Source organism: Marinobacter halodurans (genome assembly GCF_004327985.1).
Lineage (GTDB): Bacteria > Pseudomonadota > Gammaproteobacteria > Pseudomonadales > Oleiphilaceae > Marinobacter_A > Marinobacter_A halodurans.
Genome location: NZ_SJDL01000047.1, coordinates 15033 through 31560 on the forward strand (window position 1 = coordinate 15033; position 16528 = coordinate 31560).

General features: G+C 61.6%; 12 protein-coding genes and 2 tRNA genes. 8 read left to right on the forward strand and 6 right to left on the reverse strand.

The window, feature by feature from the left end; translation table 11 throughout:
• Nucleotides 1-118 precede the first annotated feature (118 nt).
• Entirely contained in the window at nt 119-1033 is a 915-nt protein-coding gene (locus EZI54_RS21005) for an AEC family transporter (protein ID WP_131483858.1), read from the forward strand.
• On the opposite strand, the gene EZI54_RS21010 is transcribed toward EZI54_RS21005, so the two are convergent.
• A complete protein-coding gene (locus EZI54_RS21010; RefSeq protein ID WP_131483859.1) occupies nt 1010-1990 on the reverse strand; it encodes a zinc ABC transporter substrate-binding protein in 981 nt (326 codons plus the stop codon). The two genes, EZI54_RS21005 and EZI54_RS21010, sit on opposite strands and share 24 nt — an antisense overlap.
• A 198-nt stretch (nt 1991-2188) precedes the next feature.
• On the opposite strand from EZI54_RS21010, the gene gltX reads away from it, so the two are divergent.
• The 3 genes from gltX (at nt 2189) to EZI54_RS21025 (ending at nt 3946) form a co-directional block, all read left to right on the forward strand.
• A complete protein-coding gene (gene gltX, locus EZI54_RS21015; protein ID WP_131483860.1) occupies nt 2189-3673 on the forward strand; it encodes a glutamate--tRNA ligase in 1485 nt (494 codons plus the stop codon).
• Nucleotides 3674-3787: 114 nt separating this feature from the next.
• Nucleotides 3788-3863 (forward strand) — tRNA-Ala (locus tag EZI54_RS21020).
• A 7-nt stretch (nt 3864-3870) separates the two neighbouring features.
• Nucleotides 3871-3946, forward strand: a tRNA-Glu gene (locus EZI54_RS21025).
• Nucleotides 3947-4124: 178 nt separating this feature from the next.
• Here the strand turns inward: EZI54_RS21025 and EZI54_RS21030 are convergent.
• Nucleotides 4125-4976: a 6-pyruvoyl trahydropterin synthase family protein gene (locus tag EZI54_RS21030; protein ID WP_131483861.1), complete on the reverse strand. Its 852-nt coding sequence runs from the start codon at nt 4974-4976 to the stop codon at nt 4125-4127.
• Between the two features lie 99 nt (nt 4977-5075).
• On the opposite strand from EZI54_RS21030, the gene EZI54_RS21035 reads away from it, so the two are divergent.
• Complete coding sequence (locus EZI54_RS21035; RefSeq protein WP_242674548.1) at nt 5076-5693, forward strand: nucleotidyltransferase family protein; 618 nt, start codon at nt 5076-5078, stop codon at nt 5691-5693.
• On the opposite strand, the gene EZI54_RS21040 is transcribed toward EZI54_RS21035, so the two are convergent.
• From EZI54_RS21040 to EZI54_RS21050, 3 genes are all read right to left on the reverse strand, one after another.
• On the reverse strand, nt 5670-6800 hold the full coding sequence (locus EZI54_RS21040) for a response regulator (RefSeq protein ID WP_131483862.1): 1131 nt from the start codon (nt 6798-6800) through the stop codon (nt 5670-5672). The two genes, EZI54_RS21035 and EZI54_RS21040, sit on opposite strands and share 24 nt — an antisense overlap.
• 310 nt (nt 6801-7110) lie before the next feature.
• Nucleotides 7111-8490, reverse strand: a complete 1380-nt coding sequence (locus EZI54_RS21045; RefSeq protein ID WP_131483863.1) for an MORN repeat-containing protein — start codon at nt 8488-8490, stop codon at nt 7111-7113.
• A gap of 151 nt (nt 8491-8641) precedes the next feature.
• A complete protein-coding gene (locus EZI54_RS21050) occupies nt 8642-9229 on the reverse strand; it encodes a hypothetical protein (RefSeq protein ID WP_131483864.1) in 588 nt (195 codons plus the stop codon).
• 242 nt (nt 9230-9471) lie between these two features.
• Between EZI54_RS21050 and EZI54_RS21055 the strand changes: the two genes are divergently transcribed.
• Together EZI54_RS21055 and EZI54_RS21060 are read left to right on the forward strand one after the other, a co-directional pair.
• Nucleotides 9472-9921, forward strand: a complete 450-nt coding sequence (locus tag EZI54_RS21055) for a methylglyoxal synthase (protein WP_131483865.1) — start codon at nt 9472-9474, stop codon at nt 9919-9921.
• A 35-nt stretch (nt 9922-9956) separates the two neighbouring features.
• Entirely contained in the window at nt 9957-12881 is a 2925-nt protein-coding gene (locus EZI54_RS21060; RefSeq protein WP_131483866.1) for an insulinase family protein, read from the forward strand.
• A 70-nt stretch (nt 12882-12951) separates the two neighbouring features.
• Here EZI54_RS21060 and ppsR read toward each other — a convergent pair whose 3' ends face one another.
• Nucleotides 12952-13767 (reverse strand): posphoenolpyruvate synthetase regulatory kinase/phosphorylase PpsR, encoded by an 816-nt coding sequence (gene ppsR / locus EZI54_RS21065; protein ID WP_131483867.1) that lies wholly within the window; start codon nt 13765-13767, stop codon nt 12952-12954.
• Nucleotides 13768-13980: 213 nt separating this feature from the next.
• Here ppsR and ppsA point away from each other — a divergent pair, with 213 nt between their 5' ends.
• A complete protein-coding gene (gene ppsA, locus EZI54_RS21070; RefSeq protein WP_131483868.1) occupies nt 13981-16353 on the forward strand; it encodes a phosphoenolpyruvate synthase in 2373 nt (790 codons plus the stop codon).
• The last annotated feature ends 175 nt before the right edge of the window (nt 16354-16528 follow it).

The following is a 16528-nucleotide window of genomic DNA, read 5'->3' on the forward strand; positions in this document are numbered from 1 at the left end:
ATCAAAATTCCGCCAATAGCCGATGGGCGCAGTCACCATTCCATACGTGAAACTGGTAAGCTCTGGATTTCAATAAGTTGGGTGTTGGTGCCCCTGCGATGAACGAGGAGCGACGTCGGTGGATGTACTGATTCAGGCGCTGGTGCCGGTGTTCGGGCTGATCCTGCTGGGGCAGTTCCTGCGCCGGATACAGTTTCCCGGGGACGGCTTCTGGCCGATGGCCGAGCGCTTCACCTATTACGTGCTGTTTCCGCCGATGCTGCTGTATAAGCTCGGCAGCGCCCATATCCCGGCATCCGCCTACGGCGATGTGGCCCTGATCGTGGTGGGGATGGGCCTGTCGATGACGCTGGTCCTGGCGCTCGTCCAGTGGTTTGCCCGTTGGCCCGGCCCGGTATTCAGTTCGGTTTACCAGGGCGCCATCCGGTTCAATACCTTTGTGGGACTGGCTTCTGCCGGGTTGCTGATGGGGGACGACGGCCTGTCGCTGTTTGCCGTCGCGGTGGCCATCAACGTGCCGATGCTGAACCTGCTGTGCATCCTGATGTTTTCGGTGGTTGTCGGGCAGGGGAGGCCGAAACTGTCCTCGGTCGTCCGCACCATCGTGACCAATCCGTTGATCATAGGCTCCGTGTCCGGGGCGTTGTGGGGCTACCTGGGGATTGGCTTCCATCCTGTCTTCGCGCGATTCCTGGAGCCGCTGAGCAGTATGGGGTTGCCGTTGGGGCTCTTGACCGTGGGCGCCGGCCTGCAGTTGAAGGGGATGCGCAGCGCGTCGACGCCCTTCCTGGTCTCGACGGCGCTGAAGCTGGTGGCGTTTCCCTTTATCGCCGCTGGATTGGCCTGGTGGGTCGGTGTTGAAGGCCTGCTACTCCAGGTGGTGGTCCTGTTGGCGGCACTGCCGACAGCGTCCTCCGCCTACATCCTGGCCCGCCAACTGGGCGGCGATGCCACCCTGATGGCGGGGATTGTCAGTGGCCAGACCCTGCTGGCGATCTTCATCATGCCCTTAATGCTGGGCCTTCTCGGGTAGGCAGGAGAGCACGGAATCGGCCAGGGCTTGCTGGAAGTTCAGGTAGCCGTCCTGCGTGACGGGGACGTCGGACCCCAGCGGATCCCAGGTCGTTATGGTGACATCGACGTTCCGGGTCAGGCCGTGCCACCAGTCCCGGCTGAATTGGGGCTCGGTGAGCAGGCAGGGCGTGTCGGCTGCCGCCAGTTTTGCCTGAACCTCGCTCAGGTGTCGGGCGCCCGGCGTTTGCTCCGGTGTGATCGTCAGGGCTTCCGTGACGTGCAGGCCGTAGTGTTCGGCAAAGCGGCGGAAGGCATCGTGATAGGTAAAGAGATCCACGCGATCCATGTCCGACAGTTGTGACTTGAGATCCGCGTCTTTTTTCCTGAGCGCTTTTTCGAAGGTTTCCAGCCGCTGGTTGAGGGTGTCGGCATCGTCCGGATCGATCGCTGCCAGGCGGTCGCGGATGGTTTCAGCCATGGTGGCGGCAATGGTGGGATCCAGCCAGACATGCGGGTCGATACCGCCGTGATGATGGTGCCCATGGCCTTCGTCGTGCCCGTGTTCATGTTCGTCGTGATCGTCTGGGTCGAGTCCTTGCTCATCCTCCTCGTGCATATGTGCCGCAGCGGCCTCAGCGATCTTCGGTGGCATGAGCGCCTGGACCTGCGGGGTCAGGGCGGGGTCGTTCATCAGTTTCTCGAGAAAGGTCTCCATGTCGGGGCCAACCCAGAGGATGAGGTCGGCGTTGGCCAGCGCACGGCGGTCGGAAGGCCGCAGCTGATAGGTATGAGGGCTGGCACCCGCCGGCACCAGCGTGGTGATCTCGATGTTGTCCGGTGCAATGGCCCTGGCCAGCAAGCTCAGGGGGTGGATGGTTGTCACCACATGCAGCGTTTCCGCCGCGTGCGCGATCAGTGATTGGGATGCCAGTCCCAGCGTCAGGGCGCTGGCGAGCAGGATTTTGGATGGGTGCATGGTGTTGTGTCCGTTTGGCGAATTTTGTGCAATGTTATAATATAACAATAAAAGAGTAAATGGCTTTATGAATTCGGGTGATGAGAAGTGACCCCGCCATGCGTCTGCGGCGACTTGGCGCTATAATGCGCGACCTGAATTCATTCAAGCCAGGCGCTGTTTCCATCCGTGCCTGGCAGGTCCACAGGAACGCCTTCAATGACAGTTCGTACCCGTATTGCTCCTTCTCCCACCGGCGATCCGCACGTCGGCACCGCCTATGTCGCGTTGTTCAACCTGTGCTTCGCCCGTCAGCACGGCGGTCAGTTCATCCTGCGCATCGAGGACACCGATCAGGCGCGCAGCACGGCCGAATCCGAGCGGGACATCCTCAACGCGCTGCGCTGGCTGGGGCTGGAGTGGGATGAAGGTCCGGATGTCGGTGGCCCGCACGGGCCCTACCGTCAGTCAGAACGCAGCCAGGATTACCGGGCGTACGCCGAGCAGTTGGTGGAAAAAGGCCACGCTTTCTACTGCTTCCGCACGCCGGAGGAGCTGGACCGGATCCGGGAAGAGCGTAAGGCGGCCGGTCAGAACCCCGGCATCAAGGGCGACCTGGAGCTGCCTGCCGGGGAGGTGCGTGCGCGCCTGGAAGCCAGCGAACCCCATGTGATCCGGATGAAGGTGCCCGACGAGGGCGTTTGCGTGATCGATGACATGCTGCGGGGCAAGGTGGAAATCGACTGGGGGCAGGTGGATTGCCAGATCCTGCTCAAGTCCGACGGGATGCCCACCTACCACCTCGCCAACGTGGTGGACGATCACCTGATGGGTATTACCCACGTGCTGCGGGGCGAGGAGTGGATCAACTCGGCGCCCAAGCACAAGCTGCTGTACGAGTATTTCGGTTGGGACATGCCCGTGCTGTGTCACCTGCCGCTGTTGCGTAACCCGGACAAGAGCAAGCTGTCCAAGCGCAAGAACCCGACCAGCATCAACTTCTACGAGCGCATGGGCTTCCTGCCGGAAGCGGTGATCAACTATCTCGGTCGCATGGGCTGGTCCATGCCTGATGGCCGGGAGAAGTTCACGCTGCAGGAAATGATCGATCACTTCGACATCAACCGGGTTTCCCTGGGCGGTCCGGTGTTCGATGTGGAGAAGCTGCGCTGGCTGAATGGCCTGTGGCTGCGCGAGGACCTGGACGAAAACGCCTTTATAGAGCGCATGCAGTCGTGGTGGTTCAACCGCGAGGCGCTGGAAGCCCTGGTTCCTCATATTCGCGGGCGAGCCGAGGTGCTCAGTGACGTGGCGCCTATGGCGGCGTTCATGTTCTCTGGCATGCTGAACCTCAAGCCGGAAGACTTTGCCCACAACAAACTGGAAGAGGGCGATGTGAAGCGCGTCCTGCAGTTTGCGCTGTGGCGTCTGGAAGCCCAGCGTCACTGGAGCAAGGACAACATCTTCGCGGACGTCAAGGGCCTGGCGAAGGCCATGGGGCTGAAGATGGGGGATTTCATGTTCCCGATTTTCGTGGCGATTGCCGGAACCCCCAATTCCTGGTCGGTGATGGATTCCATGGCGCTGCTGGGCCCGGACATGACCCGCTCGCGGCTGCGCCACGCGCTGCAGGTGCTGGGTGGATTTTCCAAGAAGGAAACCAAACGGGTGGAAAAAGAGTACGCCGCCCTGCTGGCCGAGTAGGGGAAAACCGAAGCTGAATCACCCCCTGGTCACTTTTTTCAAAGTTCCGATAAAAAGTTTAAATCAGGGGGTTGACGGCATGAGGGGGCATCACTAGTATACGCATCCGTTGACGGGGCCATAGCTCAGCTGGGAGAGCGCAACACTGGCAGTGTTGAGGTCAGCGGTTCGATCCCGCTTGGCTCCACCAATTTTCAGTCCCCTTCGTCTAGTGGCCTAGGACTCCGCCCTTTCACGGCGGCAACAGGGGTTCGAACCCCCTAGGGGACGCCACTTCAGGAAGCCGTTCACAAGACGGCTCCCGAGCTCGGTCCAGGCTGGCATACAGCAGTGACCGAGATAAAAAAACCGCCTTCCTGGCGGTTTTTTTATGCCTGCTATATCCGCGCATTCCGGGTGAGGGCGGGTGGCTGCACCCGCACGCTACGCCCGGAGCAGGTCGTCCGGCCTATCAGCGAATCGCGATGGCGCCCTTGCCCACACCTTCAAACGCCTTCACTCGAATTTCATCCTGCGGGAACTGTTGCTTGCAGGCATCGGCCAGGTGGGCGGCGAGCAGTTCGACGGTGGTGTCGGTCTCAATCAGGTAAATGTGATGAGCGGGCAGGGTCAGGCTGAACTCCCCCTGGTTGGCTTCGTAGGCGAAGGTCAGGTAGCTGATCTCGCCTTCCACGAAACGGGCCGTCACGTCCTCCTCCGTGCCCACATAGATGTCCTGCCAGCGCTTGGCCCATTCCCGTTCCAGGGCCTGGTCACGGGTACCGTTGCGATGAATCTGGATTCGCGAGCGGTGTCCGTGGGCGATGCGCTGGCAGTTGCCCAGGTGTTTCTTGAGGCCGTGTACGTAGTGGTAGTAGGGGCCTTCGATGATCTCTTCCCGGAGATGGACCTCAATGCCGGTGACGTTGCCCGGCAGTACGGTGCGCAGTTCGTCCTGCAACAGGCGGGCTACCGCCGAGGGTACGACCTGTTCCCCGGGCAGCTGGAGAACGGCCTCCAGCGGTGAGCCATGGGTAATCACGCTGCCGTCGGCCACCGGCCATTCCAGCTCGACCCGGTCGCCGTGCTCGCGCAGTTGGACGCCCTTCCGGTCTGCCGGCACGACCAGGCGATGGTCGACGCGCTCATCGATCACCTGCTTGATCGTCCGCTTCACCGAGCCGAAATCAAACACCATGCCCTGCTCGTCCAGCTCGCCGGCAAGGACAACGTCGACAATCCAGCTTTCGCCCACCAGGCCACGATCATGGTCCAGGTAAGCGAAATCAATCACGGTCAGGTTGTCGACGAAAAGGTGGTTCATGGAGCGGATAATTCCCGGTTGCGCTTGTAGGTTGGTGCGATTCTAGCAAAAATCCGCCTGTTCCAGTGAGTGTTGGCCGGCACCGGGCCGGATGGAGGGATGATGAACGGCGATTCCGGATACGGAGCCATCGTGCTGGCTGCCGGGGCATCCCGGCGCATGGGGCGGCCCAAGGCGGCGCTCGACTACTGCGGAAAGTCCTTACTGTCCGGCGCGCTGGCAAACGCGCGCCGACTGTCGGGCGGCCCGATCCATGCCGTGGTGGGCGGCGGCTATCCCCTGGTTCGCTTTCGTTGTGCCTCCCAGCCCGACCGCTGGCTCTACAATGATGATTGGCCGACCGGGATGGCATCCTCGCTGCAGTTGGGCCTGGCTTCCATGCCCGCGGCGGCGCGCGGAGTCTATGTCCTACTGGTTGACCAGCCGGCGATTGCGCCCGGTTTCTGGGAAGCGCTCGGGGAGGTCGTGGGGCGCTTCGAGGGCAGGCGGCCGGCTGCTGCCGACCTGGGTGGGTTTGCCGGTGCGCCGGCCTATCTGCCGCGCTCACTCTGGCCGGAGCTGATGCAGCTTTCCGGCGACGCCGGCGCGGGCGTCATCCTGCGCCGCCGCGAGACCCTGCTGGTTCCCGCCCCTGGCGCGGACCAGGACGTTGACACGCCGGCAGACCTCCGGCGTCTGCGTCGCGCAGCGACGTCAGAACGCTCCAAACAGGCCTGACAGCCAGGCTATGCCCACCGTGAAGATGCCCAGACTCACCGCCAGGCCGATGGTGTAGACTCGCGAGGTGGTAGAGCGCTGCTGGCGTACGTACAGATCGATCGTTCGCTGGGCGATATCCTCGGCGGTCTCCCGCGAGATGTCGTGCGCCTGCTGGATCGCTTCGGATTGCAGGGTCTGCCAGAACTCGGTATCGATGGTCTGCACGCTGGTGATGTGGTCCTTCAGCTCTGCCATATGGTCGGCGGTGAAGCCGCCGGACGACTGGATGGAAGACTTCAGGTCGGCCAGTTCGCGCGCCAGTGACAGGTTGACCTCGGCGGCGATCTCGTCCTTCAGGCCCTGGATGCGGGCGTCAAATTCCTCGCGCAAGGCACTCAGTTGTTGGGTCAGGGCGTCGTTCTTGCGGCGCTCGTCATCGTCCAGTACCCGTTTGATGTGATCGTGCTGTTCGTCGAACAGGCTGCTCAGCAGCTCGTGCAGGCGGTTGTTGATGTGGGTCTTTACGGCGGAGCGGGCGATCTGTTCGATCAGGTCGCTGGTCAGCGGTACGACCTGTGAGCCGCCGTTAACTGCACGGGGCGGCTCGTCAGTCGACCCGGGGCCGGACTCTTCCTTGGGCGAGAGTTCCAGCGAGGCGTTATCGGGCAGCTCCAGGGGGTCATCGTCGATGTCCAGGTTCCTGTCGTCCATTGACCCGGGGGCTGGCGGCTGGGGCAGCGTGTTGTTGGTGACATCGCTGGCTAGCTGGTCGAGCAGGGCGTTCAGGCCATCGTGCTGGGGGGGCTTGGTCAGGATGTTATAGACGCCAAAGTTGCGGGCTTCCTCCATGAAGGTGCTCGACTTCTTGGACGTGCACATGATGATCGGGATATCGGCGGTATCCGGATTGCCCTTGATCGCCTTGGTGGCTTCGACGCCGTTCATCCCGGGCATCAGGTGATCCATGAAGATCACGTCCGGCCGGCTGTCGCTGTTGAGGAAGTCCAGGGCCTCTTCGGCAGAGCCGGCCATATTGACCTGCATTTCCCGGTTCTCGAGCAGTTTGCTCAGCGCAAAGCGGGCGACCTTCGAGTCATCCACCAGCAGTGCATTCTTGATAGCCATGATACAACCTCGATCTCGCGTCTTGATCCCGGGCTCGCACCGGCCTTCCATGCCGGTGGTTGCAGCCCATCCTATCCGAGGGTGCTGAAAAAGCTACTGCGCTCAGCCATACGGCGTTGAAAATCGCCTCGTGCGCGAGTCCGGTCAAGATGCTCATTTACAGCCCGTAAACTGCGCTCTTTACTCGGCGCAAGCGCCTTGCCCTTCGGGCCAGCCTTCGGCTGTTCACTGCGCTGCGCTTGTGTCGTTGATTTTCGCCTTGTCTGGCTATCGCTCGCGACGCTCTTGCAACACCCTCGTTCCGGGTTGGTTACCACCCTTCGAGCGGCGGGCATTGTGTCGCCCGGTAGCTCTTGTCCCGATAGCACACCCCGGGCTCGCTGGTCCGGGCGCTGAAAACCTCGCCTTCCGGCGTGGTCAGCTTGGCCTGGCCGTAAGGCTCACCGTAGCGGAAGGTGCCTTCAATAGAGCTGCCGTTGGGGTTCATCAGCGTACCCTTGCCGTGGAATTCACCTTCCATGTACTGACCCACATACTTCTTGCCGTCGGCGAAGATCTCGTTGCCTTCGCCATTGAATTCGCCGTTGGAAAAGCCGCCTTCGTAATGATGGCCGTTGGGATAGGTCAGGGTGCCTTCGCCATGGAATTTACCATCCTTGAAGCCGCCAACGTAGAGTGTGCCGTCTGCGCCGGTCAGTGAACCGTGGCCGTTCAGCCTGCCATCGCTCCACTGGCCGGTGAGGACGTCGCCGTTGGCCCGGGTCAGGGTGCCCTGGCCATTGAAGTCATCGCCCTCGAAGTGGCCCGTGTAAGTGGCGCCGTCCGGTGCGCGATAGGTACCTTCGCCCGCCCGTTGACCGGCTTTCCAATCGCCTTCGTAGCGGCTGCCGTCCGGGTAGAGGGCAACCCCTTCGCCGTCGAACTGGCCGTCGACGAAGTGGCCATGATACTGCAGACCGTCGCTGCCCTCATAGGTCCCGTCGCCGGTGCGTATGCCGCCGACCCAGGTGCCGTCGTGATATTCGACCCGGGTATAGGCGGTCAGGTTGCCGTGCAACGTCAGGTCATCCCCTGCGGCTACCCGGACGGTCTCTGACCAGGGTTTGTAGCCGGGTTTGGTGATGACAATCTCGTAGTCTCCCGGGTCCAGTTCCAGGTCCAGTCGGGTGGAGCCGTAGGGCTTGCCGTTGATCTCGACCGTGTCGCCCAGCACGTTGGAGCGCAGGGTCAAGCGGGCGGTTGTGGGCTCGGGGGCCGGGTCCGGCACGGCGGGTTGAGGTTTGGGGGTGGCCGGTTCGGCCATGGCCAGTTGCGGCGCCGTTCCGGTGTCTGCTTTTACGGATTCGGCGGTCGGTATCGGTTCGATGGAGAAAGACGTCGCCGATGCCGTAGGAGCGCCGGTGGACCCGTCGTTGCCCGTTGGACCCTGTTCGGGCGCTGGATCATCGGGGGTATTCCCCGGTTCCCGGTCTGCATCGGCAAACACGCTCTCTCCAGCAGGAGAAGGCTGGGGCGCAGGGATATCCTGGGAGGGCCCTTGTCCAGGGGGCGGCGCCTGATGTTGAGGCTGCTCGCCAGCCAGAGGGGGCGGCAAGTGACCCGCATCCCGTTGGATGGAGGCGAAACCAGCGGTCACCAGCAGCATCAGTGCCAGTGCATTGAGAAACAGCAGCGGCCTGTAATCGACCATGAACTACCTCGATTGGACGCATGATGGACAATGCCGGAGGCGTACAGGCCGGTTCTGCCGGTGAGGCAGGCGACCTGAACATCCATACTAGCGGTTCGTCAGGTCGCTATGTAACAGAAAGTGACGGGAGTTACCGAGTTTGCCGCACGTTTCACACTTTGCCCGGAAGCGTGTCACCCTCTGGCGTCTCTGCCGGTGTGGTTTCGGGCTGGCGCTGTTCCCAGGCACGCATGTACACGTCGGCCTCGTACTCGTAGGGTGAGCGGAAGGGGGTCAGGACGAAGTCGAAGATCAGGAAGAAGAAGCCGACCGACAGCCAGGCCACAACGAGGGTCTGTGTGGTATTGGCCTGCATCTCGGGGTTGGCGGCCACGAAGGCCTGCAGGTCGGGCAGGATGTTGGTCACCATGATGACCGGATTGAAACTGGCCATCACCAGGGGCACCCAGAAGGCGATAAAGACCGGGAAAAAGCCAAACGACCAGAGGATCCTGCGCAGGGTGTAGATGAGCAGGGCGCTCCAGAAGCGCTGGCGCAGCTCCGGTACCTTGCGGAGTTGCTTCAGGTATCGCTTGCGCTCTACCCAGTATGGGGCCAACTCGGCGCTACCGGGCTCGGGTTGCGGAGCCCGGGGCTGTCCGGCTGCCCCGCCCTCCAGCGATGTGGTGTCGCCGGTTGGCGCGTCGGGCCTCTCCGTCCTTTCCTGGGTGATCTGGACCTGGGTCAATGGTGCTGTCATGCGTCTGCTGCTGTCCTTCGTCACGGCTTCTTGCGGTGGCGCCGACAGGATGCCGGTTGCCGGGGCGCCAGCCTGTCGTCTCTTTGCTGGCCCAGTGCCATAGAGAGTAACTAATCCCGCCATTAACTGCACCCTGCTTCCCTTACAGGTGCTTCATGAAGGATAGTGCGTGTTACCCTACTGGGAAGTTCTGGTTGGCGCCGCCATCGGGGTGCCATGGATCGCATGCAGGGAATAACGCTATGTCTGAACGTATTCGTCGGGTGGCGCTGGTGGCGCACGATAACAAGAAGGTGGACCTGATCGATTGGGCTGACCGGAATCGTGACGTGCTGGCGGACTGTGAGTTGCTGACGACCGGCACCACCGGCAGGCTGGTCAGCGAACGCACCGGGCTTGAGGTGGAAAGATTCCAGAGCGGCCCTCTGGGTGGCGACCAGCAAATCGGGGCCCGCATCGCCGAGGGGCAGGTGGATCTGCTGATCTTCTTCTGGGATCCCCTGGAGCCCATGTCCCACGACCCGGACATCAAGGCGCTGTTGAGGATTGCAACCCTGTGGAATATCCCGATAGCCTGCAACGAAAGCTCAGCCGATTTTATCGTTTCATCGCCCTGTTTCCGGCAATACACACGCCGCAAGCCTGATTTCTCGGCGTATCGTAGCCGGCCCGTCGCGGGTACGGATGCCTGATGGCGATCGCAACAAACCCTATTCAGGATAATGCAATGACAAAGAACACAGACCAAGCCGTTCACCCTGCCTTCGAAAGGGTGAGAAAGCATCGGATCGAGACGCTGCATATCGATGTGGAGGAATACCGCCACCGCAAGACCGGGGCCACCCACCTGCACCTGGCGTCGGACAACGACGAGAACGTCTTCTTCGTGGCCCTGCGCACCTTCCCGATGGACTCCACCGGCGTCGCACATATTCTGGAGCACACCGCCCTGTGCGGCAGCGAGCGTTACCCGGTGCGGGACCCGTTCTTCATGATGATCCGCCGGTCACTCAACACGTTCATGAACGCGTTTACCAGCAGCGACTGGACGGCCTATCCGTTTGCCACCAAGAACCGCAAGGATTTCGACAACCTGCTGTCGGTCTACCTGGACTCGGTCTTCTTTTCCAAGCTGGATGAGATGGACTTCTCCCAGGAAGGTCACCGGCTGGAGTTCGAGGACCCGGATGACCCGTCCACACCGCTGGTCTACCGCGGCGTGGTCTACAACGAAATGAAGGGGGCGATGAGTGCCCCGACCGCCCAGCTCTGGCAGACCCTGACCAGCCACCTGTTCCCCACCACGACGTATCATTACAACAGCGGCGGTGAGCCTGGCCACATCACCGATCTGCGCTACGAAGACCTGTTGCGCTTCTACCGGCATCATTATCACCCCAGCAATGCCATCTTTGCGACGTTCGGCAATATTCCGGCTATCGAGCACCATGAGCGTTTCGAGAGCCTGGCGCTGTCCCGCTTCGATCGTCTTGAGGTCGAACTGCCGGTTCACGACGAGAAGCGCTTCTACGCACCGACCCGCGTCGAGCAGGCCTACGCCATCAGCGAGGGGGAAGAGCTGTCCCACAAGACCCATATCGTGATGGGCTGGTTGCTGGGGCACAGCTTTGAGCTCGAGCGGAACCTGGAAGCACACCTGTTGGCGAATGTCCTGCTGGAGAACAGCGCGTCGCCGCTGATGCGGGCCCTGGAGACCACGGATATCGGTCACGCCCCGTCGCCCATGCTGGGTCTGGAAGACTCCAACCGCGAAATGACCTTCGTGTGTGGTATCGAGGGCAGTGAACCCGGCCGTGCCGCTGACCTGGAGAAACTGGTCGAAGAGACGCTCGAACAGGTGGCGCGGGAAGGCGTCAGCCAGGATCGCCTGGAAGCGATTCTCCACCAGTTGGAACTGCATCAGCGCGAGATCACCGGCGATCAGTTCCCCTATGGCCTGCAACTGATCATGTCGTCCATCTCGCCGATGGTGCACGGTGGCGACCCGGTCGAACTGCTGGATCTGGAGCCGGTACTGGCGAACCTGCGGGAGAAGATCAAGGACCCCGACTACGTGCCGAACCTGGTACGCCGCCTGCTGCTGGATAACCCGCACCGGGTCACCCTGACGCTGCGCCCGAATGACAGGATGGACCAGCGCGAGCAGGCTGCGGTGGCCGAAGCGCTGGCCGAGCGCAAGGCTCGCCTGTCCGATGATGAGAAGAAAGCCATTGTCGACAGGGCGGCCGCGCTGGAGGCGCGCCAGCAGCGCAAGGATGACGACGCCATCCTGCCCAAGGTGGATTTGAGCGATGTGCCGCTGCAACTGCCCGAGCCCGAGGCCCGTGAGGTCGCGGACTTCCCGGCGACCCTCTACGGCCAGGGAACCAACGGGCTGGTCTATGAGCAGGTCGTACTGCCGCTGCCCGCCCTGAGTGACGAGGAATTACTGCTGCTGCCGCTGTACACGATGTGTCTGACGGAAGTTGGCTGTGGCGATCTCGATTACCTGGCCATGCAGGATCGCATGTCGGCGGAATCCGGCGGGATCACCGCTTTCTCCATCGCCAAGGGACGCATCGACGACGTGCAGGATCTGTCCGGTTACCTGGTGATCAGTGGCAAGGCCCTGGCCCGCAACCGGGACAAACTCACCCAGTTGCTGCGGGATATTTTCGAGAGCGCCCGCTTCGACGAAAAGGCCCGCATTCGTGAGACCGTGGCCCAGATCCGGGCGCGTCGCGAGCAGTCCGTCACCGGCAGCGGCCACGCCCTGGCCATGGGGGCGGCGGCCCAGGGACTGAGTCCAGGTGCGCGGCTGGCCTTCCGTCTGGGTGGGCTGGCGTCGATCAAGGGCATCAAGGCCCTCGACGATTCCCTCAAGGATGAAAAGGCCCTGGACGATCTTTGTGACCGGTTGGCCGGTATTCACCAGCGCGTTCAGGGGCAGGCAAGGCAGTTCCTGGTGGTTGGCGAGGACGATCAGCTGGAGCCGATGCTGGCGGCCCTGCGCTCTACCTGGCCCAAGGCAACAAGCATCGAGACGGATCGCTGGGAGGTCCCGCCGGTCAATGAAACCGTGCGCCAGGCCTGGCTGACGTCCACCCAGGTGAATTTCTGCGCCAAGGCCTACAGCACGGTGCCGGTGGATCACCCGGATGCGGCTGCGCTGACGGTGTTGGGCGGTTTCCTGCGCAATGGCTTCCTGCACCGGGCCATTCGCGAGCAGGGCGGTGCCTATGGCGGTGGTGCGGCCCAGGACAGCGTCAACGGCACGTTCCGCTTCTTCTCCTATCGGGATCCGCGCCTGCTCGACACGTTGGACGATTTCGACAACGCGCTCACCTGGCTGCAGGAGACCGAGCACGATCCACAGACTCTGGAAGAGGCCATCCTCGGCGTCATCGGGCAGATGGACAAGCCGCGGTCACCGGCCGGGGAGGCCAAGCATGCCTTCCAGAATCGTCTGTTCGGCCGCACGCCGGAGCAGCAGAAGCGCTTCCGGGAGCGGGTGCTGGCGGTCACTGTCGATGACCTCAAGCGGGTCGCGTCCGAGTGGCTGGTTCCGGAGAAGGCCAGCGCCGCCGTGATCTCCAGCCCGCAGCAGCGGGAGACCCTCGAAGCGGCCGGGCTGGAAATTCACGAGCTGTAACGCCGGGCAGCCGTCAATTGCTGTGACAAGAGGGTGTTTCGACACCCTCTTTTTTATCGGGGCCTCTATATCAGCGTTTGCGCTCGATGCCGGTGGCCACCATGATCCGGGTGGAGATCTCCTCGATCGAGTAGGCCGTGGTGTTGAGGTAGGGGATGCGTTCACGACGGTACATCAGTTCAATTTCCTCAACCTCGTAGCGGCACTGCTTGTCCGATGAGTAGCGGGAATTGGGACGGCGCTCGTTGCGAATAGTGGCCAGCCGCTCGGGATCGATGGTCAATCCGAACAGCTTTTCCCGGTGTGGGCGCAGGGCGGCGGGCAGGCGTTGGTCGTGGATATCGTCCTCGGTGATGGGGTAGTTCGCCGCCTTGATGCCGTAATGCAGGGCCAGGTACAGGCATGTCGGCGTTTTGCCGCTGCGTGAAGCGCCGATCAGGATCAGGTCGGCCTCATCGTAATAGCGGGTGCGGGCACCGTCGTCGTTGTCCAGTGCAAAGTTCACCGCGTTGATGCGGCGTTCGTAGTTTGTTTCATTGGAGATGGAGTGCGAACGCCCGACGGAGTAGGACGAGGAGGCTTCCAGTTCCTGTTCCAGGGGATGCAGGAAGGTGCCGAAAATATCGACCATGAAACCGGACGCCTTGGAGACTTCGGCGCGAATCGCGCTGTCGACAATGGTGTCGAAGATCAGAGGTTTGGCGCCGTCGAGTTCGGCGGCCTTGTCGATTCGTTTGACGACGCTGGCGGCTTTTTCCAGGTCGTCGATGTAGGGTACGGTAATCCGCTCGAAATGAATCTTCTCGAATTGGGCCAACAGACTGTTGCCAAGGGCTTCGGCCGTGATACCCGTACCATCGGAAATAAAGAACGCCGTCCTTCTCATAATGACCTGTTTCGCTCCGTTTTTGAATTTATCTCAGAAACTTAAGATTTTCTTAATCCTCTTTCCGGCACGCGACACAGGCGGGCAGAGGGCCGATTCGGGGACGTCTGTAGGTGTTGTTCCCTAGGTAATCCATGCAGGTTACAGTATGATACGCCCGATATTCGATAGGCTACCCGCCAAATGGGCTCACAGATTTAAGGGAGATGCGCTTTGGAAGATTACATCATCTGGTTTGAAAACCTGGGTATGTCGGATGTTGACCGGGTCGGAGGCAAGAACTCGTCCCTGGGTGAGATGATCAGCAACCTTGCCAACGCCGGCGTGACAGTCCCGGGCGGGTTTGCGACCACGGCCCATGCGTATCGTGAGTTCCTCGCCAAGGACGGTCTGAAAGATCGGATCGATGAAGCGCTGGAAGCCCTGGATATCAACGATGTCAACGAACTGGCCCGTGTCGGTGCGCAGATTCGTCAGTGGGTGACCGACACGCCATTCCCCAAGGCGCTGGAAGACGCGCTGGAAGAGGCGTATTCGACGCTGCAGGCGGGCAATACCAACATGGCGGTCGCCGTGCGTTCCTCCGCCACCGCGGAAGACCTGCCGGACGCGTCCTTTGCCGGCCAGCAGGAAACCTTCCTGAACATTGTCGGCCTGGATCACGTCAAGCATGCCGTTCGTGAAGTCTTCGCTTCATTGTTTAACGACCGTGCCATTTCCTACCGTGTTCACCATGGCTTCGACCACAAGCTGGTCGCCCTGTCGGCCGGTATCCAGAAGATGGTGCGCAGTGAAACCGCGGCCAGTGGTGTCATGTTCAGTCTGGATACCGAGTCCGGATTCCAGGACGTTGTCTTTATCACTGCGTCCTATGGCTTGGGTGAAACGGTGGTTCAGGGTGCCGTGAACCCGGATGAATTCTACGTCCACAAGCCGACTCTCGAAGCCGGTCGCCCGTCCGTCCTGCGTCGCAACCTGGGCAGCAAGGCCATCAAGATGGTCTATGGCAACAGCGCCGAGGCGGGCAAGTCGGTCGAAACCGTCAAGGTGGATGAAGCCGACCGCAACCGTTTCTGTATTACCGATGAAGAAGTCGAGAACCTGGCCCGTCAGGCCGTGATTATCGAAAAGCACTACGGCCGTCCGATGGATATCGAGTGGGCGAAGGATGGCGACGACGGTCGCATCTACATCGTCCAGGCGCGTCCGGAAACCGTGAAGAGCCGTGTCGCCGCGAACGTTATGGAGCGCTACCTGCTGAAAGAGCAGGGCAGCGTGCTGGTTGAAGGCCGCAGTATCGGCCACCGTATCGGCAAGGGGCCGGTTCGGGTCGTCACCAGCATCCAGGAAATGGATCGTGTCCAGCCGGGCGACGTCCTGGTCACCGATATGACCGACCCGGACTGGGAGCCGGTCATGAAGCGCTCGTCGGCCATTGTGACCGATCGTGGGGGGCGTACCTGCCACGCCGCGATTATCGCCCGTGAACTGGGCATCCCGGCGGTGGTCGGTTGTGGCGACGCCACCGATATCCTCAAGGAAGGCCAGGAAGTCACCGTGTCCTGTGCCGAAGGGGATACCGGCCTGGTTTACGAAGGCAGCCTGGATTTCGAACTGCGTGAGAACACGGTCGAGTCCATGCCGGAAATCCCGTTCAAGATCATGATGAACGTGGGCAACCCGGACCGTGCCTTCGACTTCCAATCCCTGCCGAACGAAGGTGTCGGCCTGGCACGCCTGGAATTCATCATCAACCGCATGATTGGTGTGCACCCCAAGGCGCTGCTGAACTTTGAGGGCCTGCCGCGGGATATCAAGCAAACCGTCGAGAAGCGCATCTCGGGTTACATCTCGCCGGTGGATTTCTACGTCGACAAGCTGGTTGAGGGGATCTCCACACTGGCAGCAGCGTTTGCCGACAAGAAGGTGATCGTGCGTCTGTCGGACTTCAAGTCCAACGAATACGCCAACCTGATCGGCGGCACCCTGTACGAGCCGGACGAAGAGAACCCGATGCTGGGCTTCCGGGGGGCGTCGCGCTACATCTCCGAGACGTTCCGGGACTGCTTCGAACTGGAATGCCGTGCCCTGAAGAAAGTCCGTGACGAAATGGGCTTCACCAACGTGGAAATCATGGTGCCGTTCGTCCGCACCCTGGGCGAGGCGCGCCAGGTGGTCGACCTGCTGGCCGAGAATGGCCTGAAGCGCGGCGAAAACGGCCTGCGCGTCATCATGATGTGCGAGCTGCCGGCCAACGCGCTGCTGGCGGAGGAATTCCTCGAGTACTTCGATGGTTTCTCCATCGGCTCCAACGACCTGACCCAGCTGACCCTGGGCCTGGATCGTGACTCCGGCATCATTGCCCACCTGTTCGATGAGCGTAACGAAGCGGTCAAGAAGCTGCTGTCCAACGCGATCCAGGCCTGCAGGAAGGCCGGCAAGTATGTGGGAATCTGTGGCCAGGGGCCGTCCGACCATCCGGATCTGGCCAAGTGGCTTATGGATCAGGGCATCGATAGTGTTTCCCTGAACCCCGATTCCGTGCTCGACACCTGGTTCTTCCTGGCGGATGAGAAGCTGGACTAAGAACCGAACGACGACAAGGAAAGCCGGTGCCCATGGCGCCGGCTTTTCTTTGGTGCGCCAGGCATGGCGCGTAGCGCCTTGACGGGCGCTGTTCTGGTACAGGTGGTGCTGGCCGGATGACTTGGGGGTGCAAGTCCCCTGTGGGCCCGGTAAGGGGAACTACTAGCCGAACGGC